Genomic DNA, 24,619 nt, shown 5'->3' on the forward strand with positions numbered 1-24,619 from the left:
AAAAGGTTACTAGAAAATTTCATTGCAAAAAAAAGCCGGAAAACCCGGCTTAAAGTTTACTTATTTCATCTATATTGCGGCAAGTAATCTATGTTCTCTCTAATAATATCGTCCAAGATTTTTTTAGCTACTGTCGCAGATGGTACCAGCGGATGTATCGTTAAAGCTTGAAGTGCAGTATAGTAATCGCCTGTCACACCCGCTTCTATTGTCAATTCTTCATACGCCTTTACAGACTGCATCAATCCTCTTATCTTTTTCGGTACATGACCTATATTTATTGGATGTGCACCATTTCTATCTACTAAGGCATTTGTTTCTATTACCACATCATCAGGCAGATCTAAAATTGTTCCATTGTTTTTTACATTAACTACATGAATGTCCTTTTTATTGTTGTATATTGAGTTTATCAATGAACATGCAGCATCGGAATAATGGGCTCCACCCCTTTTCTCCAGTTGTGACGGTTTTACATCGAGATTTGGGTCTTTGTACAATTCAAAAAGTTCTCTCTCGAGTTTTTTGACTTGTTCACCTCTTGTCCCTATTGTTGACGCATCTTTCTTTTCTTCCTCTAACATTTTATCTGCAAGATAATAATACCTGTGATATGGGCACGGATACATTCCAAGTGATTTGATAAACTCAGGTTCCCATGGTAAGTCAGGCACATTTTTCATTGACATAGACTTGCCACCAGCAAAACTATCTATCAATTTCTCTGTGATGTCATCTCCATCCAAATACACATGTGTTCCCCAAACAAGATGATTAAGACCTGCAAAATCTATTGACACACGCTTTACGTCTACATCAAGCATTTCTGCAACACCATATACCATACCTATTGGAACATTGCAAAGTCCAATTGTTTTCACATTTGTATGCTTTAAAACTGTTTCTGTTATGATTCCAGAAGGATTTGTGAAGTTTATAAGCCATGCATTTGGAGATAATTCTTCTATGTCTTTGCATATATCGAGTATCACCGGTATCGTTCTTTGAGCTTTTGCAAATCCGCCAGGCCCTGTCGTCTCCTGACCTATCACATCATATCTCAAAGGTATTTTTTCGTCTCTGATTCGAGCATCCAAAAGCCCCACTCTAAACTGTGTAGTCACAAAATCTGCATCTTTTATCGCCTCACGCCTATTCAAAGTCAGGTGAATATTTATATCTACGCCCGCCTTTTCCACCATGCGCTTTGCAAGATTTCCTACAATCTCTAACTTTTCTTTTCCTTCCTCAATATCCACAAGGTATAAATCTTTCACAGGCAACTCATCATACCTTTTTATAAATCCTTCCACCAATTCAGGCGTATAGCTTGACCCACCACCTATTGTAGCTATTTTCAAACCTCTTTTAGACATTTAAAGAACTCTCCTTTGTATTATTTATCACTTTATACATTTCAATCATCTCTGTTATCAATTCTTTTGCAAGAATAGCTGTCATTAGATGATCTTCTGCATGCATCAATAAAAGTGTAACTTCTTGTTTATCGCCAGATGCCTCTTTTTGAATCATATCTGTCTGTATGTGATGAGCTTCTAGTAGTTCGTCACTTGCATCTTTTATATGATTTTCAGCTTCAAGTATATTTCCTTCTCTTGCACATTTTAATGCTTCAAAGCATAAACTCCTCGCGTTACCTGCATGTGAAATAATAGTAAACACAATTTGCTCGAAATCCATATTTATGCCTCCATTCATTTTAAAAGCTGTAAAGCAAGTTCCAGAGTTTTTTTGCCATCAACTAAACCATATACTTGTATTGGAATAGTCGTATATTTTTTCCCTTTAGCCTCTATTATCTGTTTCGCCCATTTTTCTTTGTACTTTACTTGTGGACCTAATAAAAATACATCATAATCATCAACATATTTTTCTAAGTCTTCAATAGGTTGTGCTTCTATTATTACATCATTATATCCATTTTCATTAGCATACTTTTTCATTTTATTAACCAGTAAACTTGTAGACATACCAGCTGCACACATTAACAATATTTTCATAATATATCTCCTCTTTCTATTTATAATTTTTTATTTTTAAAACTGATTATATCTTTTCCCCATTAGATTCTATAACATCTTTATACCAGCAAAAACTTTTCTTCTTTATTCTTCTTAAATCCTTTAAATCAAATTCGTCTCTATTGACATAGATAAAACCATAACGCTTGCTAAATCCTTGATGGGTGCTGACAAGGTCAATTGCTGACCAAGGACAATATCCTATTAAGTTTACACCATCAGTAATTGCTAGCCTAGCTTGTTCTATATGTTTACGTAAGAAATCAATCCTGTAATCATCATTTACTACATCGCCTTTCTCCAACTTGTCATAAGCACCTAATCCATTCTCTGTTACAAGCAGCGGTAGATTATATCTGTCATTTAATTCGCGCAATGTACTGCGAAAACCTACCGGATCAATTTCCCAGCCAAATTCTGTTTTTTCTAAATACGGATTAGAAACTCCTCTGTACACTCCAGGTTCTCCAATGGCAATCTGCTGATCTCCAGTTGAATTCTTGTCAGCTGAATCGTTTTTGCTTTCAGCTACAGTTGATGTTGAGTAATAGTTAAAGGCTACAAAGTCAGGCTTTCCGCTTTTTAAGATTTCCATATCTCCTTCTTGAATTATCGGTGTATATCCTTTCTCTTCCAAATAGCTCCATGCTATACTGTTGTATCTCCCAAACACAGCCGCATCTAAGTATAGCCAGTTGCGAATTGACGAGAAGTTTGAAGCAGCAATTACATCTTCTGGTTTAGAACTAGCTGGATATATTGATATGATGTTTGGCGCAGGACCAATTTTTGCATTTGGACACATTTCATGACATAGTTTCATCGCTTTTGCCTGGGCCAAAAGCATGTGATGGTTTTGCTGATACAATTCTTTTTCTGGATTTTTTATATTAGGATCTACAGTTCCAATAGTTGCTCCATGTAAAATCATCATATTTTGTTCATTAATGGTTAGCCAATACTTGACTCTATCACCGAAATATTTAAATAAAGTTTTAGCATAGTTTTCGTAAGCATCTATCGTTTCTCTATTTGACCAACCACCTTTTTCTTGCAATGCATAAGGCAAATCAAAGTGGTACATGGTAACGATAGGTTCAATATTATGTGACAACAATTCATTGATTAAATCGTTATAGAATGCAATACCTTTTTCATTTATTTCCCCTGTACCTTTTGGATAAATTCTTGTCCATGCAATAGAAAAACGATAAGCTTTAAGACCCATTTCTGCAAATAAAGCTATATCTTCTTTATATCGATGATAATGATCGCTGGCTACTTTAAAATCTGATGTTCCTTCAGGATATTTTCCCATATCAATGACAGAAGGCCCTTTTCCGTCTTCATTCCATGCCCCTTCTACTTGATAAGCTGATGTAGATGCTCCCCATAGAAAGTTTTCTGGAAATGGTTTTAGTTTTGAGTGATTCATTTTTAACTTCTCCTTCCTTGATATACTTTCATATTAAATATCTATTTAATCAATATGAAAAATAATTTTATAAAAGTAAATAGTCATCAAAAATTGTGAAAAACATGCTATAAAATATCTATTTGCGAAACATCAAATATTGAATATTTGATGTTTCGCTTAATATCTTTATATTTGCTGTTCAAACTTTTCCAACATCATCACTAAAATTAATTCTCAGCACCTACTTCTTCACCGCTTTCAATTTTTAATTGTTCCTTTTCGGCAGCTTTAAAAAACGGATAATAAACTGTAGCACATATTACTATTTCTATTGCACCCCAAACTGCTGCTTTCCAATCACCACCTGTTAGCAAGAATTGTCCTATAATTGGTGGAGTAGTCCATGGCAATAATGCAATTGGTCTTCCAATTATATTATATAGCATCAACAAATATGTTACTGCCGTTAAAATTAGAGGAGTCACTACATAAGGTATCATCATTACTGGATTCATGACTATTGGTACACCAAAAGAAACAGGCTCATTTATTTCAAATATTCCCGGCGGCAATGCAATTTTACCTAACGAATTGTAAAATTTGCTCTTTGATTTAAGCATCAACAAAACTAATCCAATTGTAGCACCTGTACCACCTAAGTTAACAAAATTATTTACAAATCCATATGCAGTAATATACGGTATAGGTTGATGTGACGCAAATGCTTTTGCATTTTCTGCTACAAATTGCATAAAAATTGGATCACCAATTGCACTCAATAAAGCCGTACCGTGAATTCCTACAGTCCATAACAATAGTACAAATAACATATAGACAAGTACACCAGGAAGTGTATTTAAGCTAAATACGATTGGGCTAAATACTTTTTGGAGAAATTTTGTTATATCAAAATTTAATATTACTCTTATGAACCATATTAACAGTACAACAACTCCTGCAGGAACTAACGTCATAAAGGAATTGGCAATAGCAGGTGGCACACTATCAGGCAGCTTTATCACAATATTTCTCTTAACAAAGAATTTTGTTATCTCAATTGAAATAATTGCTGTTAATATTGCAGTAAAAAGGCCTGTTGAACCAAAGTTTGATGTATCGAGTGTATATTTGCTTGTTACTTGTGTTGTCAAAAAAGCTACCAAAGACATCAGCGCACCACCTATTTGATCAACGTTGTATTCCTTTGCAAGACTATAACCGATACTTATGCTTGCTAAAAGCCCTAAAACACCGAATGAAGCATTTACTGGAACAGACAAATAATTTGCAAATTTGCCTATTATCTTACTCCATCCATTTATAGGTAGATTTGCTATTATTAAGAATAAACTTCCCACTACTATAAAAGGTATTGTTGCGATAAGTCCATTACGTATGCCCTTTAAATGTTTTTCATTTCCGATCTTCTCCATTGGCGGAACAATTACATTTTGTATGAAATTCAGAACAGTTTCCATAATCATTCTCCTTTCATCTTGATTTTTTTAATCATTTACATTACATTCCTGCTGAACAAACCAAAACTATTTTCATTTAATTTTGTTTCACCTCCAATTTAATTTTCTGCTTATAGATAATGCAAATACCGTGCCAAAATAATTTTGAATAACAAAAGCCTGAATTCCACGGCTTCTTATGTCGTTGAAATACTTGTATTAATCTGTATTGTTTGTAACCGTAATCAATACACATATGTGTATTAAAGTGAATAAATTATTTTCATTATGCTGACGCATTCATCGTCTGATAAAGTCACGTTAAAGGCTTCATTTACTGGTTTTACAGCAGTTTTTATCATTTCGTATTTTGATGTATTATTTTCTATGATTGTTTTACAATTTTTTATCCGTATTAATTCTCCGCCATTTAATACACGTTCTATTGCACAAGCAAGATGAAGTATTAGCCCGATTATTTTGTCGTTGTCGAGAGTTACATTGTTTTCCGCGATGTTTAGATAAAATTCTTTAAAAGCTTTGATATATTTTTCTGCATCGATATCTACGTTTTCTGCGATTATCTCTTTCATATTGTCTATGGTTTCAAGTGCATCTCTTGAATCAATCATGGTTTTTAAAGAATTTAATTTCCGGTTGTCAAACACATCAGTAGTTGAAATGTATTTAAGCGTGTCATCGCCTGGGTCAAATGCGCTTACTACGGCTAATACATTCTTTTCTCTTTTTATATTCTGCAGCTTTCGCTTAAACTCTCTTTTATCCTCTATATTTAAAGGTATGATGTCGATTCCTGCTGATTTTAGATTGAGCTTTTTCTCTAAGATTGATTTTAATTTCAATGCAGTACCTTCACCTGTAATGCAGGCAGTTATTATGACATCATTTTTAAATCCGTTTTGCATCTCAAAGTTGTCCTTATATATCCTCCCTATATAAGGGCTCAAATTAACTGCAGAATCGTAAACTTCATCAAGTGATGCATTTAATAATGCTTTTCTTCCTGCTTCTAATACCATAGGTGTTGATGCCATTTCAACCGTTTTAACCGGAATGCCTGTTTTTTCGTATACCATATCACCAAAGAATACCAATGATCCCATGTCTACTAATAGCAGTACACCTTTTCCCTTATTTGTCTTTTTGATTAAATCGCAAAGATTATTAAGGGCTATTTCAGGTTTCTGGTCAAGTGGCATATTGTACCCTACGACGAAATTTCCCCCCAGCAATCTATTTGAGACATCTGCTATTGATGTAGCCGTGGACTCACCATGCATCGCGACTATGACGCTAACCTTTTCTTCGTCTTTTTCTTGTTTTATGTCAAGGCACAAAAACATGGTTATAAAGCCTACTTCATCTTCTGGAACCTCTATGTCAAATTCTCTCTCTATCAATTTTTTAAGCTCTTTAGAAACTTCAAACTCATCCTTGTATATCCTTTTTATGTCGTCTAATTGATGGTTTTCTATTTTCTTGCCGCTTGATATCCTTTCGATTGAGCTGGCAACGTGCATAGAAAGTCCGTACAGTGTCTTTTCACTAAACTCTCTTTTTAACATTTTTCCTGCATGATTCAGAAAATTATCCACAATATCAACAATTCTCTTGTCGACAACTTTATAAAGCTCTTCTAAATTATATCTTTTGGCTTCATCAATATATCTTTTCAGATACGTTTCTATATCAAGATTCATTATGAGTTTTATGTCATCTTCATTTATACCTTTTTTCTCCAGAGATTTACGCTTTTCTTCCAGTGCTTCGTAAAAGTTAAATGATTTACTATCTTCAGATGCGATAATGTCCATTTTGTCTATTGAAAACATTATTTTGTCGTCTTTTACAAATTTATCAATTTTATCTTTTTCCTCTTTGTATTTGAAAAGCCCTCTCTTTATATATTGTGGAAGATCCTCTGTATGTATTACTACTTCCCTGTCTCTATTCATCATGAATCCAAGGTATGCCTTTGCCGCACAAAGTTTTATGTCGCTTTTTAACTGTCCTATGTTGTTTGGGCAATCATAAAGCAGAAATGCCTTCAATGCGTTTGATGTTATTGATATGTCGTTTTTGATTATAGATGCCTCATCAATCATAAAATTTTTTATTATTTCAAATCTCTCTTCATAAGTTCTTTCTTTTAACGATGGCAAATTTATCACCATTGGAATTCGTCGCGTAAAAGTCTTAAGGAGTATTGATTCCACATTTTCTGTAGTGGCACATATTATAAGTACATCTACTTTATGCTGTACGTCTGTTTCGCCTAAGTATCTAAACATTCCTTTGTCTATAAGATAAAAAAGCATCTCTTGTCCTTCTGGTGGCAGTCTGTGGACTTCGTCGAGGAATAGTATTCCTTTGTCCGCTTTTTCTACTATCCCTATCTTGTCTTTATCTGCACCAGTGTACGCTCCTTTTTTCACTCCAAATAGTTGTGCCATGAGAAGCTGCGGATTGTTGGCATAATCAGCACAGTTAAAGGTTACAAACGGAGCATTCGTCTTGATCCTTCCTATCTCTTTGGCATATTCGTACATTGTCTCCGCAAACATTGACTTACCAGTGCCCGTCTCACCTAATATTAATGTATGAAGTCCATGTGGTGGATACATGATAGCCGCTTTCGCTTGTTGAACCGCATTTTTAAGGCTTAGATTTGAACCAATTATCTTTCTAAAAGCGTCTTCTTCAACCGTATTAAGGCTTTTATTTAATTCATCTTGCTTTATACTGAATAAGACAGGCTTCCCTTCGATTTTAACTATTTTACCGTCTTTATGCATTTTATTTAGATCACCTGATACATTTGCTCTATGAATATTAAGCTCATTAGATAGATCAATTGCAGAGCATCCTGTTATCATACCATCGTTTTTTAGCTGTCTTAGGCATATTTCTTTAAGTTTCTCGTAAACTTTATCAATTCTCTTCATAAAAAAATACCTCCTACGAGGTTATTATATCATATTATAATACACATCAAAACACTTTCTAGAAGTTTTAAACAGGATTTATAAGATTCTTTTTTCTGTAGAATATATACATAGATATATTTCTATGATAAAATTATTTTGCTAATTAAAAAATTTTAAGGAGGCAAAATTGTGGAAAAAGAAAAGATTCTTAAAGTGCGTGACATCGTCCTTATGAATGTAGTTGCAATCATAGGTTTAAGATGGCTTCCACTTGCCGCAAAATATGGAGCATCTTCTGTAATGCTTTGGATCTTAGCTTCTATTTTGTTTTTCATACCGCAAGGACTTGCGGTAGCTGAACTATCTACAGGATGGCCTTATGAAGGTGGCTTGTACGTATGGGCAAAGGAAGCATTTGGCGACAAATACGGCTTTTTAACGTCATGGTCGTATTGGCTTACCAATGTGGTATACTACCCGTCTATGCTTATATACATCGCCAGCACTGCTGCTTACATGGTGAATCCTAAGCTTGCTGATAATGACCGATTTGTATCCATATTTATATTTGTACTTTTTTGGATAATAACGCTTGTAAATGTCAATGGTCTTAGCTTAAGCAAATGGCTTTCAAATGCAGGCGGCCTTTTTGGAACAATAATACCGGGAATACTTCTTATCGGTTTTTCTATATACTGGGTTACTGGGCTTCACCAGAAAATTCAAGCCACATACACGGTTTCATCGCTTTTCCCTAATCTGTCAAGTTTAAGCAATATCGTCTTCTTTTCATCCATGATATTTGCTTACGCAGGGCTTGAATTAGCGCCAACACTGGCAGAAAGAACAGAAAATCCCGAGAGGACTTTCCCGAAAGCAATAGTTTTATCTGCTTTCATCATACCAGCATTGTACATCCTTGGCACCATCTCTATAACCTTCATAGTTCCTCAGAAGGAAATAGGCTTGGCAACTGGGATAATGCAAGCAATACAAATCATATTCAACAAAATCGGCTTAAAATATTTAATAGGCGTCGCTGCATTTTTGATATTCATAGGAGGCATTGGCGGCATAAATGCATGGATAATAGGCCCTATAAACATGATCTTTACAAGCTCAAAAGGCATTATGCCACAATTCTTCACAAAGTCCCACGATAAATATGGGACACCTGTAAATGCCATGATTACACAAGCAATTATCGTAAGTTTACTGATACTTATGGCTTTCTCGACTCCTACCGTGGAGTCAGCATATTGGCTTTTGTCAGCCATGACATCGATACTCTACTTTATACCATACCTTGTGATGTTTTCTGCACTAATCGTCTTAAGGTATAAAAAGCCTGATGTCAAAAGGCTGTACAAAGTCCCATTTGGAAATTTTGGAGCTTGGCTTGTCGGCGGAATAGGCTTCTTGGTTGTGTTGTTCTCAATAATCCTTTCTATCATTCCACCTGCAGGCATGAATTTAGGAAGCCTTCTCTGGTATGAAGTCAAATTAGTCGGAGGAACACTTCTTTTCTTGATAATAGGCTTTTTAATATACAGAAATTATGAAAAGAAACTTAAGTAAAAGGCATTCCACAATGTGGAATGCCTTTTTATCAGTGCTTCTCTATATACGTCCACTTCCAGTCGCTATCAACTCCAACAGAATGCCTTACCCAAAATTCATATTTCCTTCACAAGGATATGGCCTAATATCTCTCCTGCCAAGTCCATCTTATCGGCGCAATTGCTTAAATGTCTGTATATCTCCCGCATTTTTAAAATGTATTTTATATCATCATTCTTTAAAAGCTCCGCTAGATATTTCCTGTAATATGACTCCATCTCATTTTCAAGTTTTTTAGCTTTTAGGGCGTAATCCATTGCTGATTTTTTATCTTTATCGAGATTATAAACACTTTTATCTATAAGCTCTGTACCTCTCAATATGACATCCACCATTTCCCTAAGCTCCACTGTCGGACTAAGCTCATATATCTCCATTTCTTTTACCGTCGTCTCGCAGTAATCAAGTATGTTGTCAATGGCACTTGATAGCTCGTATATATCCTCTCTTTCAATAGGTGTTATAAATGTGCTATCAAGTTCATCGATTAACTCTTTTCTTTTCTTATCAGCCTCTTTCTCTATGATTATAACTTTCTCACCGTCGTCATATTTACCAGTAGTCATATATAGAGCCAATGCCTGAACACCTTTTAAAGCCAAATCAGAATGTTCCTGCAACAATTTGTAAAAATCGACGCCCTTTGAAAATAGCCAATTAAACAATCCCAATTTGTATCACACCTTCATATAGTTTTAGAAATCAAAAATAAGATTGAAGATATCGCAAAAGATGCTGGTATTGTGATAATCCAAGATGCAAACATACTTCTTGCAAACTGCCACCTTACAGCGGTGGGCCTTTCTTTTGCTCCTACACCAAGTACAGAAGAATTGATTATCTGCGTTCCACTTGTAGGCAGTCCAAAAACTGCAGCAGTTATAACTATGAATAGAGACGATATCTGCGCATTAAAAGAATGAAATGGCTTAACCCTGTATATCCTTGTTCCAACGCTTTTAATCATTCTAAGTCCGCCAAAAAGAAGTCCAAAGGATATCATAAAAGCCGACAAAACCTTAATCATATTATGAAATTCACTGCTTCTTGAGAGACTACTTCCTATCGTCAAAATATATATAAGTCCCATTCCCTTTTGAGCGTCGTTAGCACCTTGGCCAGCATTTAAGATAAAAAGAGTCAAATATTGAAGCTTTTTTAAAACAGTATTGACCTTTACTCCAGCACTTCTCAAAATACGGCTTGTGAAATACATCACTAAATATCCTATCAAAAATCCAAAAACAGGAGATAAAAAAAGTGGAATTATGACTTTTAGTAATATTCCGTAGATGTTAATGGAATAAATTCCATATTTAATTATGAAAGGCCCTATCATGCCTCCAACTAATGCGTGTGAAGAACTGGAAGGCATGCCTATATACCACGTGATGAGATTCCAAACAACAGCACCAAGCAAGCCTGTAAATATCATGATATACAGATCATTACCAGCAATTGTGAGGTATTTAAGATTAAGCACATCTTTACTGATGGTTGATGCAACTGTAGTGCTTAATGTTGCTGTGCCAATAAATTGAGCTAATGACGCTGTTATAAAGGCACTTCTTATGCCGATAGATCTTGACGAAATAATCGTAGCTATAAGATTTCCTTCGTCATGAAATCCTGTGATAAAGATGTATAATAAAATAAAAGCTATTAAAGCATAGTGCAAATTCATTTTGACACCTCAATATATTTCTTGTGGTACATTATATTATGTGCAAATGAATCAAAACGTTAATGTACCGCAATCATAAATATTATTCCATAGACGCTCTTATACTAAACACTGCTTTTAGCTCATCGCCAGGCTTTAAATTTTTAATATCTTCCTTTGTGTTCATGGAGTTAGGCTTAGCCATCCAAGGCTCAACACATATAAATTCTTTATCGTGTAATGCCCATACAACTACGTATTTAAAAACTTCATCGTATTTAAGAATAACTTTCATACTTCTTTTTTTATCTAATATAGAGCACTCATTTGATTTAGGCTCAAAAATAAGATTTACCTCAGTCTTTTTAAAGTCAATCTCTCCATCGAAAATAAGCTGCTTTTTATATATTGCATCGTAGCATGCATCTGAATCAACTGATATTGAAGCATTGTCCTTATTTTCAATGTAAAAATACGGATGAAATCCAGAGTAAAATATCATATTTTTCTCTGACTTATTTACATATTGTTGCTCTATTGTCAGCATTCCGTTCTTGAGAATATATTTAAAAATAAGTTCAAAATCAAAAGGGTATATTTCCCTTGTCTCGCTGCTGCTTGTAAACTTCAATGTTATCGACGCAGAATCATCAGCACTTGTTTTAACTACATCCCACTTATAAAGCCTTGCAATACCATGCTGTTTCATGTTGTACTCTCTGCCATCTATCGTATATTTCTCATCTTTTAGATATCCACAGATTGGAAAAAGTATCGGTATTCCTCCTCGTATATTCTTTTCGGTATTGTACAGTGTTTCTTTATCAAGATACAATATATCTTGTCCAGCCCATACATATCTTGTTATTATACCACCACGTTCCGGCACAACTTCAAAAAACGAATTGCTTTTTAAATCATAAAGTCTGTACGTCTCAAATTTATCCATATACTTTTCCACTTTATACATTTTCAGCACCTCTTTTACTATTTTATCTAAAACATATTATACTATAATCGCCCTAAACTTTTCTAATTTTTTCAATACATATATTAAATATAAAAGTTAAAAATAATTTTGAAAAAATACTTTTTAGGAGTGTGATAGAAATGGCTGAGGAAAAAGAGCGTTACAAAAATCCTCCCAAGCCTGATGATCGTTCTGATAACGTAGGAAAATTACAGGATATGATTCACGATACGATAGAAAATTATAGAGAAGCTGAAGATTACTTGAAATTGCACGCTGAAGAACTTTCTCCAGAAGAAATCGCACGAATCAAAGAGAAAAACCGCCATAGGCTTGAAAGCATCCATGGCATGAGAGATGAAATCGTAGATGAAGTTGAAGCCGGAAACGGCGTAGACAAAAAAGATTAAAATAGGCAGTTCCTCACTGCCTATTTTACAACTATATTCACAAGCCTACCCTTTACAACCACAACTTTAACTATTTCTTTACCGTCAATGTATTGTTTTATGCTTTCTGCTGAAATCGCAGCATCTTGAATTTCCTTCTCACTTGCATCTGGAGAAACTTCAAGGCGTCCTCTTACCTTACCGTTAACCTGTATTGCTATCTCAACAACATCTTTGACTAAAGCTTTTTCATCGTACTTTGGCCATTTTTGATTAAAAACAGAATAGCTGTATCCCAATCTGTCCCACATTTCTTCTGCAAAATGCGGTGCAAAAGGCGCCAAAAGCCTTACAAGATCTGCAATAGTTTCCTCGTACAATTTTGTGTTTTTGATTTCTATTTCAGCGTCATATTTATAAAGGGCGTTTACAAGCTCCATTATCCTTGCTATAGCAGTATTAAACTGGAACTTTTCAGCATCTTCTGTAACGCTCTTTATGGCATAATTTCTTACATAGTTAAGTTCTTTCTCATCTTTTGAAATCTCATCTTTACCAGCTTTACCCTTTTCCTCTATGAATTTATCTACAAGCCTTTCAATTCTCTGTATGAAGCGGGACATAGCCTTTATACCATCATCATTCCACGGACCGCCTTCTGTAAAGGCAAATCCAAACATCAAGTACATCCTAAATACATCTGAGCCATATTCATTGATGTACTCATCCGGTGATATTGTATTGCCCCTTGATTTGCTCATCTTGTTTCCATCAGGTCCCAATATTATTCCTTGATGTATGAGAGATTTAAAAGGCTCATCAAAATCAAGATACCCTAAGTCCCTCAATGCCTTAGTGACAAATCTGGCATACAAAAGGTGCATACATGCGTGTTCAGCACCGCCTATATATTTGTCAACCGGAAGCATCTTGTCAATTAGCTCTTTGTTGAAAGGCTCTTTGTCATTTTTGTTGTCAGGATACCTTAAGAAGTACCACGATGAATCCACAAATGTGTCAAGTGTATCAGGATCTCTCAATGCTTTACCACCGCATTTAGGGCAAGTGGTATTCATAAATTCCTCAGATTTCTTAAGCGGCGACTCTCCATCTGGAGAAAACTCCACATTGTAAGGCAATAATACTGGCAAATCTTCTTCAGGCACAGGAACTAATCCGCACTTGTCGCAGTGTATTATTGGTATAGGAGCACCCCAATACCTTTGCCTTGATACAAGCCAATCTCTAAGCCTGTAGTTTACCTTAAGAGCTCCTTTGCCTTCTTTCTCAAGCATCTTCACTATCTCTATCCTTGCATCTTCAGATTTGTTTCCTGTGAAATCACCGCTATCAACAAGAATACCGTATTCAACAAATGGCAGTGAGTCATCTACTCCATCTTTCCCCTTGATAACTCTCTTTATTGGCAAGTCGTACTTCTTAGCAAATGAATAATCTCTCTCGTCATGGGCAGGTACTGCCATTACACAGCCTGTCCCGTATGTTGCAAGAACGTAATCAGATATCCATATAGGCACTCTCTCACTTGTAATAGGATGAATAGCGTACGCTCCTGTAAATACGCCTGTCTTCTCTTTTTCCGTTGAAAGCCTCTCTATCTCGCTTTGCTTTCTGGCGTATTCTTTATAATCTTCTACATTTCTTCTATGCTCATCTGTCGTTATGAGATCTACTATCTCATTTTCTGGAGCCAAGACTACGTATGTAACACCGTATAGCGTGTCAGCTCTTGTTGTAAAAACTTTAAACGATATGTCTTTGCCATCGACTTTAAACTCTATCTCGGCACCGTCTGATTTTCCTATCCAGTTTCTCTGCATCATTTTCGTTTTTTCAGGCCAGTCCAGCTCATCGAGCTTATTTAAAAGTTCTTCTGCATAATCGGTTATCTTTAAAAACCACTGAGTCAAATCTTTTTTAGTGACTTCAGAGCCACATCTTTCACAAGTACCTTCTACAACTTGCTCATTTGCAAGGACTGTCTTGCAGCTTGGACACCAATTGACAGGAGCCTTTTTTCTATAAGCCAAACCTTTCTTGTACAGTTGTAAGAAAACCCATTGTGTCCACTTATAGTAGTCAGGCAAGCAGGTTATAACCTCATAATCCCAATCAAATGTGGCACCCATCTCTCTTAGCTGTCTTTCCATTGTCTTTATGTTTTGAAGGGTAGAATCCTGTGGATGTATGCCTGTCTTTATGGCATAGTTTTCTGCCGGCAATCCAAACGCATCAAAACCCATTGGATGAAAAACTTCATAGCCTTGCATCCTTTTCATCCTTGCCCATGAATCAGCAGGCCCATAATTATACCAATGTCCTGCATGTAACTTTGCACCTGATGGATACGAAAACATCTCAAGACAGTACAGCTTCTTATCAATGTTTTCCGGATTAAACTTGTATAGTTTTGTATCTTCCCACTTCTTTTGCCATTTTTTATCAATATCCCTTGAATAAGCCATCTTCTCACTCCTATTAATATTTTTTGCATAAAAAAGGCTTCACATCACAAAGAGACGAAAGCTACGCTTCCGTGGTACCACTCTTTTTGACGCAAGCCCACTTATTTCATATAACGGTACAACCGTGCATACTTTTAATATGCATGCTCAATGGCGAGTTCAGCTAACACAATGCCCTTTCCCACCGTCATAAGGCTCTCTGAAAAAGTCTTAGCCTACTACTCCACATCATTGCATTAACAATATATATTTATCAATATTTTATTACAAATGCTCTTAAAATGCAATATGATAATCACCATTGGCGGCCTGGATCACCTGCCATAGAATTAACTGTTGCCGCAGGATACAGCACATTTACATGGTCAACAAGATTTGTCGTATCTGATATGACAAATTCAAGCTTGTAATCAGAATTCATCGTATAGCCTAAAACAGTTTGGCTTGGAGTGCCGCTTATAGAGGCTTTATATGGGGCTTTTCCCAATACATTTTCAATATCACTTCTTGAAATAGCTTGTAATCTTGGATCAAATGACCTTGTCTCAAAAACCTGCATTCCTTTATTAAATCCAAATACAAGATACTTCTTTGTAAAAGTCGTATAAGTTCCCTTTGCAGATGAAATATACTCTTGCTTGTCAGGGTTTCCATACACCTTTTCTATATCATCTATAGTAGTTTTACCTGTTACAAAATCGCAGTTTATTACTTTACCTTGTTTAGCAAGGCTTACTATCTGATTTATCAAATCAACGTTGCGATTGTCTACAACAGGATTGTGATCTTGTTTATCACTATTGCCATTATTACTATCATTGCTACTCTTATTTTCATCTTTTGCATTATTATCAGAAGTTGAATTATCATTTGTTGCAGTTTTTTGGCTTTGCGATTCTTGATTTCTTCTTTGTGCTATATTAGAATTATTGTAAAGCAGGTATCCGGCAAAAATCGATACAGCAACAACAAGTGCTATCAATAAGCCGTATTTTTTCATAATCAATCCTCCAATTTTTTATTTATTCCCCCACACAAATGATAACCTTATGCAATGCCTTTCGTCAATGACTTTAAGGGAGATTTATACATAATTAATGTTTTTAATACTTTATTGATAATCGCTTAACAGCATTAAACTATAGTGTTAAAATATAGTTAAATAGATTGATGTTGGAGGTGATATTATGGTAAATGGCACATCACCCAAAAAATTTGACGCAAAATTTATAACAAGAACCGCTATTTTGCTGGCATTGACTATAATCGCACAATTTATCAAGATGCCACAGCTTGTAACAGGCTCAATCGTAAATGCGATGCTTATTGTATCGGCTTACTTTGTAGGTGTCTGGTCTGGCATCACAATAGGGCTTTTGACGCCAATCATCGCTTTTTTAGTAGGACTTATGGGATTTCCAATGCTTATACCATTTATAATGGTTGGCAATGCACTTTATGTGATGTTTTTCTCGGCTATTAAAAACAACATCATAGGCATGATAACAGGTTCAGTTGTAAAGTTTTTATGGCTGGCAGCTTCTGTAAAGTACATTCTCGTAATGTTTGGCGTAAAAGTACCTCAAAAAATTGCAGCAGCCTTTACATTTCCACAATTAGCTACCGCTATAATCGGTGGAATACTATCCATATTTTTAATATTCATCTTGACAGGCTATTTCAATAAATCAAAGGAGTAGGTATATCCCTACTCCTACTCAATTGCTTCAACGTTTTTTAAATCGGTCATCTTATTTGAAACCCTTAAGATATATTCTATCAAAAAGCTTTCTTCATATCTTAAAAGCTTTGAATCCACGTTTTCTATAGTATCTGTAAACCAATGATAATTTTTTATAGATCCGTCTTCATCCATGGATAAAAACGCTATAGCGTCGAATCCACTTGCTAAGACAGGCAGTGCATCTGTGGGCAAAAGCAGATTTTTTCTTCTCTGAACCGTATTTTTGGGGTACTCTTTTGCCATAAGATCTGCAACGTCTAAAAGCATTTTGCCCGCTTTCCTGTATATGATCATTCCTTCTCCTTCAAGGTATGTCAGTTTGCCTGCTCCAAGGTTATCAAGTATTACAAACTGCGCATCCCTGTCTAATAACCTCTTATACTTCTTCAAGAAATATTTCATTCCCCTTTCGCCAGTCTCTTCGCTACCTGTAAAGAGGAAAACCAGTTGCACATCATCAGGAAACTTATCTTTATTATTTGCATAATGATCTGCAATCGCTAATGCCAAAGATACACCAGAACCATTGTCATTAGCACCATTTGTGTACTTTCCACCTAACTGACATATAAGCAAAAACACAACCATTGCAAATGTTATTAGTATGCCTAATCCCAATAAAACATTTGATACAAAAGAAATATCCATTATTTTAAATGCGATACCCAATGGTATCAAAGCAAATCCCACATAGCCAACGTTAAAAATCATTTTTAATCTTCCAACAATTTTAGGACTGAACATTAGACTGCCTTTTTGTGTATCAATATGGGCAGATATGATTACCTTCTTTTTGTCGTTTTTCTCAAATTTCGTGAATACGTTTTTGGATCTGTGTTTGGGCATTATGCTGGTTTCAAAAGACCTGCCGCTTAACTCTAAAACCAACAAAAATACTGCAACAATGGAAATTAAAAGCTCCACAATATTTAAAAATTTATCGTATACAAGCGATGCAGCACCCATGATGAAAAGAAGAATCCCAAACTGGAGAGGCAAAATGTAAAGATTGTCTCGTGTTGTTTTAAATTCCTGTACACCAACATCATAGCCTAAACTTTTAAGCTTCTCTGCGATGTAATCTGCTGCCTTTCTTTCATTCTTTGTGGCTGAACCACGGTGTTCAAATTTTGAAAGCTCTTTTAAGTAATCCATACTTTTCATAATATTCGCCCCCTAACTATATATTTCTACAGACTTTTCAATATTCCTTCAATAATTTTTTCCTATGAGTTGATACATTATTCACAATAGGGAAATTACTTGAGCCTCCAAAGCGAGCGAAATAAAAAAACACCTACTATACAGGTGCGAGACAGAAGTTGTACAAAAAAATCACCTTTCCGTTATAATAGAGTTGTTCAAGCTACTATATAACAAAAGGAAAGGTGATTTAATGGCTAATAAACGAGATGAAACGGTATGCACAAAATAGATGTGCCAATACCACATTTTTTTACTACTAAGTACAGTAGTTATGATTTAGTGCCCAAGTATAGAGTTTATTATATTTCCAATCCCCTTTTGATTCGTGGTAGAATTTCCCTGTCCACTGCCATTAGTATTACTGCTATTTGTACCGCTACTATTGCTTTGCCCGCCATTGCCGGATGTGTTACTTTGTCCTGTATTTTCAGTATTTGTATTTCCCGGTTCCGTGCCATTTGTCGGAGCAGTAGTATCGCCACTATTTGTAGATGGATTCCCAGTTTGTGCTCCGTTGTCATTCTGATTATTTCCCGGCAATACATCGCTTCCACTGTCTGACTGTGTAGGCAATACGTATTTGCCGTCGGCGGCGTATGCATTCTGCTCAGGCGTCCTACCTGGAGGATTGATAAACACTTCTTGTTTCACGAGGAAAGGCGGTGTCCAGGAAGATGCCAATTTCCCTGTCAATGTATCTATCTGGGCTGATACGTGAACAGTGCAATACTCCGTAGGCTGTGTACCTGCAGCAAACATCTCAGTATATGTCCTGTCCCCTCTCGGATCTTCTCTGCACAAATCCGTCGGCAATTCTCCGGAATCTTTGCAGACAGTCTCATATACTATTCCCGATGGTTTGTCTGTAAAATGTGTTGGTGGAAGATTTTGATGTATTTGTGCCATGACAGTCCTCCACATCTGAGCCGGGAAAGTACCTCCTACCTGCGGCACACCGTAATTTTTCACAGGATTATTTGATGACGGATAACCCATCCATACAGTACCAACATAATATGGCGTAAAACCTGAGAACCAAATGTTGCCTGAATTCTCAGATGTGCCTGTCTTACCTGCCACATCCATATTAGAAAGCTTGGCAGCAGTACCTGTACCATGGTCTACAACATCCATCATCATGCTTCTCAATATATAAGCATTTTGCTCACTTAACACCACATGTTCTTCAGGTTTATTGTCTACCAATACTTTTCCTGTAGAGTCTGTAATCTTTGTAAAAGTAATCGGACTTATATACATTCCTTTATTGGCAATTGCCCCGTAAGCAGCCGCTTCTTGTATAGGCGTGATGCCTTGACTTAAACCGCCCAATGCCAGAGCTGGAAGGTACATATCGTTTTTAGTTATGTCAAGTCCAAATTTTTTCCCGTAACTTGCAGAGACATTTATGCCTATTTTGTTGACAACCTGAACAGCAGGCACATTCAACGAATCTGTTATAGCTTCCCTTAATGTCACTAAACCATGGTAATAATTGCTTTCATAGTTATGAGGCGTGTACGGCTTTGCACCAGGAAGTGTAAATGTGGTAGGAACGTCGTCTACAACTGTAGCAGCGGTAAGACCGCTTTGCAGTGCAGGTCCATACACAGTCAAAGGCTTTATTGATGACCCTGGCTGTCTTTTTGAATCAGCAAAGCTTATACCTCTTGTGACATATTTAAAGTCATTTGTATTTCTACCACCTACAATACCCTTAATTTCTCCAGTTTTCCAATCTATCACTACCATAGCACCCTGTACAGCCTCTTTTGTAGTTGGATCTACAGGGAAAAGCTTTGGATTTTTAAACGCATTTTCCATTATCGTCTGTATGTTTGGATCCATTGTTGAATATATCCTAAGACCACCATTGTATATTTCATTCAATGCTTCTGATTTAGTCATGCCAAGTTTTTTGACAAGAGCATCTGTAGCATCGTTTATGACTTGATCTATAAAATAACCGTGACTGTACGTAGACAAATTGAGATTCTTGAAAACAAAATGCAGCTTTTCATTTATTGCAGCATTGTACTGTTCTTGAGTGATAAAACCCTGTTTCAGCATTTCACTCAAAACAAGGTGCTGCCTCTCCGTCGCTTGCTGTATATTGGAATCAGGTGAGTACATAGAGGGATTATTAGTAATACCTGCCAGCATAGCACATTCTGCAAGATCCAACTGACTTACATCCTTGCCAAAATACTGTAGCGCTGCCGCTTGAACACCGTACGCATTTATATGTGGACCACCTAAATAAATGGTATTAAGATACGCTTCAAGTATCTGCTTTTTCGTGTACTTTTGCTCTAATTGCCATGCCAGTACAGCCTCTTGAATCTTTCTCGTCAATGTCTTTTCATCTGTAAGCATGGTATTTTTAACAAGCTGCTGTGTTATAGTGCTGGCACCTTCCACAGGTTTGCCACCAGCCTTTATATCAACCAAAAATGCACCAATTATCCTCTTAGGATCAATGCCTAAATTATTCTTGTAAAACCTCTGGTCTTCTATGGCCACAACGGCATTTTGTAAATTTTCAGGAATTTTATCTATAGAAACCCAAAGTCTGTTGTCAGAACCATGTAAAATCGCAGCTTGGCTCCAGCTTCCATCGCTGTTTTTAGCGTACACTATGGACGACTGTTTCATCTTCGTCAAGGCATCCTGCGACAGTGGAGGCGTGTTTTTTATTATAGCTAAAACTTTACCGCCAACAACACCAATGCCTGCTAAAAGCAGTATAATGACACCCCACAGCACAACATTGAATACTTTCTTAAAGGCGCTTTTTTTGCTTTTTTTCTTTTTATTTCTATCACTACGCCTAAGTTGTGTATTGTTCTCCATAACATATCCCCTCAAAAAATATTTAATACTAATATTATACCATATCATATTATATCATATTTTATTTTCAGACAAATGTCGAAATTATTAAAAAATAATTAAAAAAGCACATCTGACATAAACCATTATCACACATATGCCAATATTTCCTTTAAAACATCCTGTAGCGGCACTTGAACATCATATAGCTTGGCTTCAAAAACTGCTTTTGGCATTCCATAAACAACGCATGTCTCTTCAGATTCGATAATGACATGCCCTCCATATTTTTTTACTGATTTACATCCAACAAGGCCATCATTGCCCATTCCAGTAAGTATAACAGCTAATAAATGCTCTTTATAAATCGGTGCTGCAGAATTTAGCGTAACATCAACTGATGGTTTGTATAAAATATTATCATCTGAGCTTTCTATAATTTTAAAAACAACTTCATTATCATTTTTTATATGCAAAGTAGTTTGAAATCCTGACGGAGCAATATAAATGTTGCCAGCCTGTAAAATTTCCCCTTCTTCTGCTTCTTTTACATGAAGTTGGCAGAATGTATCAAATCTTTCAGCTAAAGACTTAGTAAAACCGGGAGGCATGTGTTGGAGAACAAGTACAGGAACAGGCAAATCTGGTGGAAAATTAGGTAGTATAGATTGCAAAGCGACCGGTCCTCCTGTAGATGTACCTATGATAATTATATTTACTTTTGCCTTTGGTTTATCATTGCTAAGCTCTCTTTTATTAACCATTTCGTCTTTATTAATTTCTGAACATTGTTTTTGTATTTTTTTGCTTTCTATTACATTTATCAACTTATTTATAAAATTATCAATAATCTTGTCATCAACATCTTGATTAATTAACTCGCTTTTTAGAAAAAAATCTTCTGCACCTGCTTCTAACGCTTCTATAGTAGGTTCAGCACCTTCCTCTGTATAATTGCTCAACATTACAATAGGTATATTATACAATTCTTTAATCTTTTTAAGAGCCATAATACCATCCATATTAGGCATTTCAATATCCATAGTTATTATATCCGGATTAAGATTTTGAACTTTTTCTATCGCTTCATATCCGTCTCTGGCGATTCCTACAACAGAAAGTTTAGGGTTCTTTTCTATAATTTTAGTAATACACTTTCTCATAAAAGACGAATCATCTACAACTAAAACACCAAACTTTTCCACTATATCATCCCTTTCTTTTATAATAGAAAACAGAAGGCTTATGTATTACTTCAAATCCACTGTGAATACCAGTTATTGACTCAGCATGACCTAATAATAAGTAACCGCCAGGATTTAAAATTTTGTAAAAATCGTTGATTATTTTTCGAATTGCATGTTCATCAAAATATATTAAAACATTCCTACAAAATATAATATCACATTTTCCTATTTTCTCTTCAAGATCCTTATCCAAGAGATTTATTCTTTTAAATTCCACCATTTTGGCAATTTCATCTTTAACTTTATAATATTCTCCATGATCTATAAAAAATTTGTCGTATACATAATTAGGAGTTCTCCTAAACGATAATGAATTTTTCTTATAAAGACCTTTTTCAGCTTTTTCCAATACCTTGTTATTAATGTCTGTAGCAATAATTTTAACTTCATGGTTTTTTAATAAACCACTGTCTTCAATTAACATACCGATCGTGTACGGCTCCTCACCCGTCGAACAAGCGGCAGACCATATGCGCACATTATTGTTTGCAGAATTAATATATTCAGGCAAAATTGAGTTCTTAAATTCTTCTAACAAATTTTCTTCTCTAAAAAAATACGTTTCGTTCACAGTTATTAATTCTATTAACACATCCAATTCTTCTGGTTCCATTTTGATATATCCAAAATATTCCCAAACAGATAGCCCTAATTCTTTAATCCTTGTTTCAATTTTTATCTTGAGATTGTTTAAATTATTTTTATAATCAATGCCACAAAAATCGTATATAAAATTAGCCAATTCCCCTAAATAATTCTGTTCATTTGCTATCATATTTATCAACCCCTAAACAAAATTTGTACTATTGAAGAATATAACTTCTTCAATAGTACAGAATATATCATATTTCAAAGCCTCTTAATGTATTTTTTATTTGTTCCACATTATTAAGAAGTTCCTCAGTAGTATTGATAGATTTTTCAACATCCTTGCCATTTAAACTTAATAAAGTGCTAAATTCTTTTACAAATGCCGCAACTTGCTTAAATTCTGAGGTTTGTTTTTTTATTAACTCTTCAATTTGTTCTGCTTGTTTATTTATAACATTTGAATTGTTCATTTCTTCGCCGATATTTGCATTTATTTCTTTTGCAACCGCCGCTATCTGTCTTACTTGCTCTCTTGCATTGTTTACTCCTTGTACTATTTCCTCTACTCCTTTTGCTTGTTCTTTTGTTGCTTGACTTACCTGCGCTGCTTGGTTTGTTATATTTTCTACTGCTTCTACTATGTTTTGCCCTTGATTTCTCTGCTCTTTTGCAGCCGCCGCTATTTGTCTTACTTGCTCTCTTGCATTGTTTACCCCTTGTACTATTTCTTCTACTCCTTTTGCTTGTTCTTTTGTCGCTTGACTTACCTCCGCTGCCTGGTTTGTTATATTTTCTACTGCTATTACTATGTTTTGCCCTTGATTTCTCTGCTCTTTTGTAGCCGTCGCTATCTGTCTTACTTGCTCTCTTGCATTGTTTACTCCTTGTACTATTTCTTCTACTCCTTTTGCTTGTTCTTTTGTTGCTTGACTTACCTGCGCTGCTTTGTTTGTTATATTTTCTACTGCTATTACTATGTTTTGCCCTTGATTTCTCTGCTCTTTTGCAGCCACCGCTATCTGTCTTACTTGCTCTCTTGCATTGTTTACTCCTTGTACTATTTCCTCTACTCCTTTTGCTTGTTCTTTTGTCGCTTGACTCACCTGCGCTGCTTGGTTTGTTATATTTTCTACTGCTTCTACTATGTTTTGCCCTTGATTTCTCTGCTCTTTTGTGGCCACCGCTATCTGTCTTACTTGCTCTCTTGCATTGTTTACTCCTTGTACTATTTCCTCTACTCCTTTTGCTTGTTCTTTTGTCGCTTGCCTTACCTGCGCTGCCTGGTTTGTTATATTTTCTACTGCTATTACTATGTTTTGCCCTTGATTTCTCTGCTCTTCTGCGGCTAATGTGACTTCGTTAATCTCATTATTTATTTCTTCTATTCCTTCAACAATTTTTTCTATTACTATACTCATATCATTGCTTAACTCAGTTCCACGCTTAGCCTTATCTTGCCCTACTGCAATTGCTTTCACTGCTTGTTCCGTCTCTTTTTGAACATTCTTTATTAGAGCAGCTATCTCTTTTGTAGCTGTAGCTGTTCTTTCAGCAAGTTTTCTAACTTCATCTGCTACTACCGCAAACCCTTTGCCATGTTCACCAGCCCTTGCAGCTTCTATCGCTGCATTTAAAGCTAACAAATTGGTCTGTTCTGCAATATCATCAATAACTTCCGTAATACTTCCTATTTTTTCAGAACTTTCTCCTAAATTATTTATTACATTTCCTGTAAGATAAATTGCATCAGTAATATCTTTAATAGAAGATAATGTTTCTTCTACCGATTTCCTGCCATTTTGTGCTTCAGTCTTTAGCGAATCGCTTAATCTTTTAATATTTTCAGTACTGTTAGCTACTTGATTGATCGATGCTACCATTTCTTCTATCGCCGCCGATGTTTCTTCTGCTGATGCTGACAAGCTTTCTGCGTTCCCTGCTACTCCTTTTATCGACTTGCTTATCTGTTCTATCGATGCTGATATCTGCTCTACTGAACTTGCTGTG

Annotated in this window: 19 protein-coding genes and 1 other annotated feature; of the genes, 3 read left to right on the top strand and 16 right to left on the bottom strand. The window is 35.6% G+C overall.

What is annotated here, in order from left to right; translation table 11 throughout:
- Positions 1–65 precede the first annotated feature (65 nt).
- The 6 genes from HNR52_RS02135 to HNR52_RS02160 form a co-directional block, all read right to left on the bottom strand.
- Entirely contained in the window at positions 66–1,376 is a 1,311-nt protein-coding gene (locus HNR52_RS02135) for a 6-phospho-beta-glucosidase (RefSeq protein ID WP_435619563.1), read from the bottom strand.
- Complete coding sequence (locus tag HNR52_RS02140; protein WP_435619564.1) at positions 1,369–1,701, bottom strand: PTS lactose/cellobiose transporter subunit IIA; 333 nt, start codon at positions 1,699–1,701, stop codon at positions 1,369–1,371. The genes HNR52_RS02135 and HNR52_RS02140 overlap by 8 nt, the downstream gene beginning before the upstream one ends.
- A 14-nt stretch (positions 1,702–1,715) precedes the next feature.
- On the bottom strand, positions 1,716–2,021 hold the full coding sequence (locus HNR52_RS02145) for a PTS sugar transporter subunit IIB (protein WP_435619565.1): 306 nt from the start codon (positions 2,019–2,021) through the stop codon (positions 1,716–1,718).
- 46 nt (positions 2,022–2,067) lie between these two features.
- Positions 2,068–3,477: a glycoside hydrolase family 1 protein gene (locus HNR52_RS02150; protein WP_435619566.1), complete on the bottom strand. Its 1,410-nt coding sequence runs from the start codon at positions 3,475–3,477 to the stop codon at positions 2,068–2,070.
- 209 nt (positions 3,478–3,686) lie between these two features.
- Positions 3,687–4,937 (bottom strand): PTS sugar transporter subunit IIC, encoded by a 1,251-nt coding sequence (locus HNR52_RS02155; protein ID WP_435619567.1) that lies wholly within the window; start codon positions 4,935–4,937, stop codon positions 3,687–3,689.
- A gap of 242 nt (positions 4,938–5,179) precedes the next feature.
- Positions 5,180–7,882 (bottom strand): sigma-54-dependent transcriptional regulator, encoded by a 2,703-nt coding sequence (locus HNR52_RS02160; RefSeq protein ID WP_435619568.1) that lies wholly within the window; start codon positions 7,880–7,882, stop codon positions 5,180–5,182.
- 171 nt (positions 7,883–8,053) lie between these two features.
- Between HNR52_RS02160 and HNR52_RS02165 the strand changes: the two genes are divergently transcribed.
- Complete coding sequence (locus HNR52_RS02165) at positions 8,054–9,442, top strand: APC family permease (protein WP_435619569.1); 1,389 nt, start codon at positions 8,054–8,056, stop codon at positions 9,440–9,442.
- 98 nt (positions 9,443–9,540) lie between these two features.
- On the opposite strand, the gene HNR52_RS02170 is transcribed toward HNR52_RS02165, so the two are convergent.
- The 3 genes from HNR52_RS02170 to HNR52_RS02180 form a co-directional block, all read right to left on the bottom strand.
- The gene (locus tag HNR52_RS02170; protein WP_013788748.1) at positions 9,541–10,155 is read right to left on the bottom strand and encodes a DUF47 domain-containing protein; all 615 of its coding nucleotides are present in this window, start codon (positions 10,153–10,155) and stop codon (positions 9,541–9,543) included.
- A 14-nt stretch (positions 10,156–10,169) separates the two neighbouring features.
- Entirely contained in the window at positions 10,170–11,168 is a 999-nt protein-coding gene (locus HNR52_RS02175) for an inorganic phosphate transporter (RefSeq protein WP_013788749.1), read from the bottom strand.
- Between the two features lie 82 nt (positions 11,169–11,250).
- Complete coding sequence (locus tag HNR52_RS02180; protein WP_435619570.1) at positions 11,251–12,117, bottom strand: aldose epimerase family protein; 867 nt, start codon at positions 12,115–12,117, stop codon at positions 11,251–11,253.
- Between the two features lie 140 nt (positions 12,118–12,257).
- On the opposite strand from HNR52_RS02180, the gene tlp reads away from it, so the two are divergent.
- Complete coding sequence (gene tlp, locus HNR52_RS02185; protein ID WP_013788751.1) at positions 12,258–12,527, top strand: small acid-soluble spore protein Tlp; 270 nt, start codon at positions 12,258–12,260, stop codon at positions 12,525–12,527.
- Positions 12,528–12,547: 20 nt separating this feature from the next.
- Here the strand turns inward: tlp and leuS are convergent, their stop codons facing one another.
- Positions 12,548–14,992 (bottom strand): leucine--tRNA ligase, encoded by a 2,445-nt coding sequence (gene leuS, locus HNR52_RS02190; RefSeq protein WP_435619571.1) that lies wholly within the window; start codon positions 14,990–14,992, stop codon positions 12,548–12,550.
- A 47-nt stretch (positions 14,993–15,039) separates the two neighbouring features.
- Positions 15,040–15,233, bottom strand: a binding site (T-box leader).
- 54 nt (positions 15,234–15,287) lie between these two features.
- Positions 15,288–15,992: a YjgB family protein gene (locus HNR52_RS02195; RefSeq protein ID WP_435619572.1), complete on the bottom strand. Its 705-nt coding sequence runs from the start codon at positions 15,990–15,992 to the stop codon at positions 15,288–15,290.
- A 187-nt stretch (positions 15,993–16,179) separates the two neighbouring features.
- On the opposite strand from HNR52_RS02195, the gene HNR52_RS02200 reads away from it, so the two are divergent.
- A complete protein-coding gene (locus HNR52_RS02200) occupies positions 16,180–16,692 on the top strand; it encodes an ECF transporter S component (protein ID WP_013788754.1) in 513 nt (170 codons plus the stop codon).
- Positions 16,693–16,706: 14 nt separating this feature from the next.
- Here the strand turns inward: HNR52_RS02200 and HNR52_RS02205 are convergent, their stop codons facing one another.
- The 5 genes from HNR52_RS02205 to HNR52_RS02225 all read right to left on the bottom strand — a co-directional run.
- Positions 16,707–17,900, bottom strand: a complete 1,194-nt coding sequence (locus tag HNR52_RS02205; protein ID WP_435619573.1) for a M28 family peptidase — start codon at positions 17,898–17,900, stop codon at positions 16,707–16,709.
- Positions 17,901–18,218: 318 nt separating this feature from the next.
- Positions 18,219–20,795, bottom strand: a complete 2,577-nt coding sequence (locus tag HNR52_RS02210) for a transglycosylase domain-containing protein (RefSeq protein ID WP_435619574.1) — start codon at positions 20,793–20,795, stop codon at positions 18,219–18,221.
- A gap of 128 nt (positions 20,796–20,923) precedes the next feature.
- Positions 20,924–21,979 carry a protein-glutamate methylesterase/protein-glutamine glutaminase gene (locus tag HNR52_RS02215; protein ID WP_013788757.1) on the bottom strand — a complete coding sequence of 352 codons (1,056 nt, stop codon included), beginning with the start codon at positions 21,977–21,979 and terminating at the stop codon, positions 20,924–20,926.
- A gap of 4 nt (positions 21,980–21,983) precedes the next feature.
- Positions 21,984–22,796 carry a CheR family methyltransferase gene (locus HNR52_RS02220; RefSeq protein ID WP_435619575.1) on the bottom strand — a complete coding sequence of 271 codons (813 nt, stop codon included), beginning with the start codon at positions 22,794–22,796 and terminating at the stop codon, positions 21,984–21,986.
- A 67-nt stretch (positions 22,797–22,863) separates the two neighbouring features.
- Positions 22,864–24,619 (bottom strand): methyl-accepting chemotaxis protein (locus HNR52_RS02225; protein WP_435619576.1); only part of this gene is annotated, 1,756 nt, incomplete at its 5' end.

It is taken from the genome of Thermoanaerobacterium thermosulfurigenes (assembly GCF_051201035.1).
In the GTDB taxonomy this organism is placed as follows: domain Bacteria; phylum Bacillota; class Thermoanaerobacteria; order Thermoanaerobacterales; family Thermoanaerobacteraceae; genus Thermoanaerobacterium; species Thermoanaerobacterium thermosulfurigenes.

What these genes read in the sequence shown, in the direction of transcription:
- HNR52_RS02220 (WP_435619575.1), bottom strand. Translation starts at nt 22,796, where the DNA reads ATGATAGCAAATGAACAGAATTATTTAGGGGAATTGGCTAATTTTATA.
- HNR52_RS02160 (WP_435619568.1), bottom strand. Translation starts at nt 7,882, where the DNA reads ATGAAGAGAATTGATAAAGTTTACGAGAAACTTAAAGAAATATGCCTA.
- HNR52_RS02195 (WP_435619572.1), bottom strand. Translation starts at nt 15,992, where the DNA reads ATGAAAAAATACGGCTTATTGATAGCACTTGTTGTTGCTGTATCGATT.
- tlp (WP_013788751.1), top strand. Translation starts at nt 12,258, where the DNA reads ATGGCTGAGGAAAAAGAGCGTTACAAAAATCCTCCCAAGCCTGATGAT.
- HNR52_RS02150 (WP_435619566.1), bottom strand. Translation starts at nt 3,477, where the DNA reads ATGAATCACTCAAAACTAAAACCATTTCCAGAAAACTTTCTATGGGGA.
- HNR52_RS02145 (WP_435619565.1), bottom strand. Translation starts at nt 2,021, where the DNA reads ATGAAAATATTGTTAATGTGTGCAGCTGGTATGTCTACAAGTTTACTG.
- HNR52_RS02155 (WP_435619567.1), bottom strand. Translation starts at nt 4,937, where the DNA reads ATGGAAACTGTTCTGAATTTCATACAAAATGTAATTGTTCCGCCAATG.
- HNR52_RS02175 (WP_013788749.1), bottom strand. Translation starts at nt 11,168, where the DNA reads ATGAATTTGCACTATGCTTTAATAGCTTTTATTTTATTATACATCTTT.
- HNR52_RS02205 (WP_435619573.1), bottom strand. Translation starts at nt 17,900, where the DNA reads ATGAAAAGTATGGATTACTTAAAAGAGCTTTCAAAATTTGAACACCGT.
- HNR52_RS02180 (WP_435619570.1), bottom strand. Translation starts at nt 12,117, where the DNA reads ATGTATAAAGTGGAAAAGTATATGGATAAATTTGAGACGTACAGACTT.
- HNR52_RS02140 (WP_435619564.1), bottom strand. Translation starts at nt 1,701, where the DNA reads ATGGATTTCGAGCAAATTGTGTTTACTATTATTTCACATGCAGGTAAC.
- HNR52_RS02210 (WP_435619574.1), bottom strand. Translation starts at nt 20,795, where the DNA reads ATGGAGAACAATACACAACTTAGGCGTAGTGATAGAAATAAAAAGAAA.
- leuS (WP_435619571.1), bottom strand. Translation starts at nt 14,992, where the DNA reads ATGGCTTATTCAAGGGATATTGATAAAAAATGGCAAAAGAAGTGGGAA.
- HNR52_RS02135 (WP_435619563.1), bottom strand. Translation starts at nt 1,376, where the DNA reads ATGTCTAAAAGAGGTTTGAAAATAGCTACAATAGGTGGTGGGTCAAGC.
- HNR52_RS02200 (WP_013788754.1), top strand. Translation starts at nt 16,180, where the DNA reads ATGGTAAATGGCACATCACCCAAAAAATTTGACGCAAAATTTATAACA.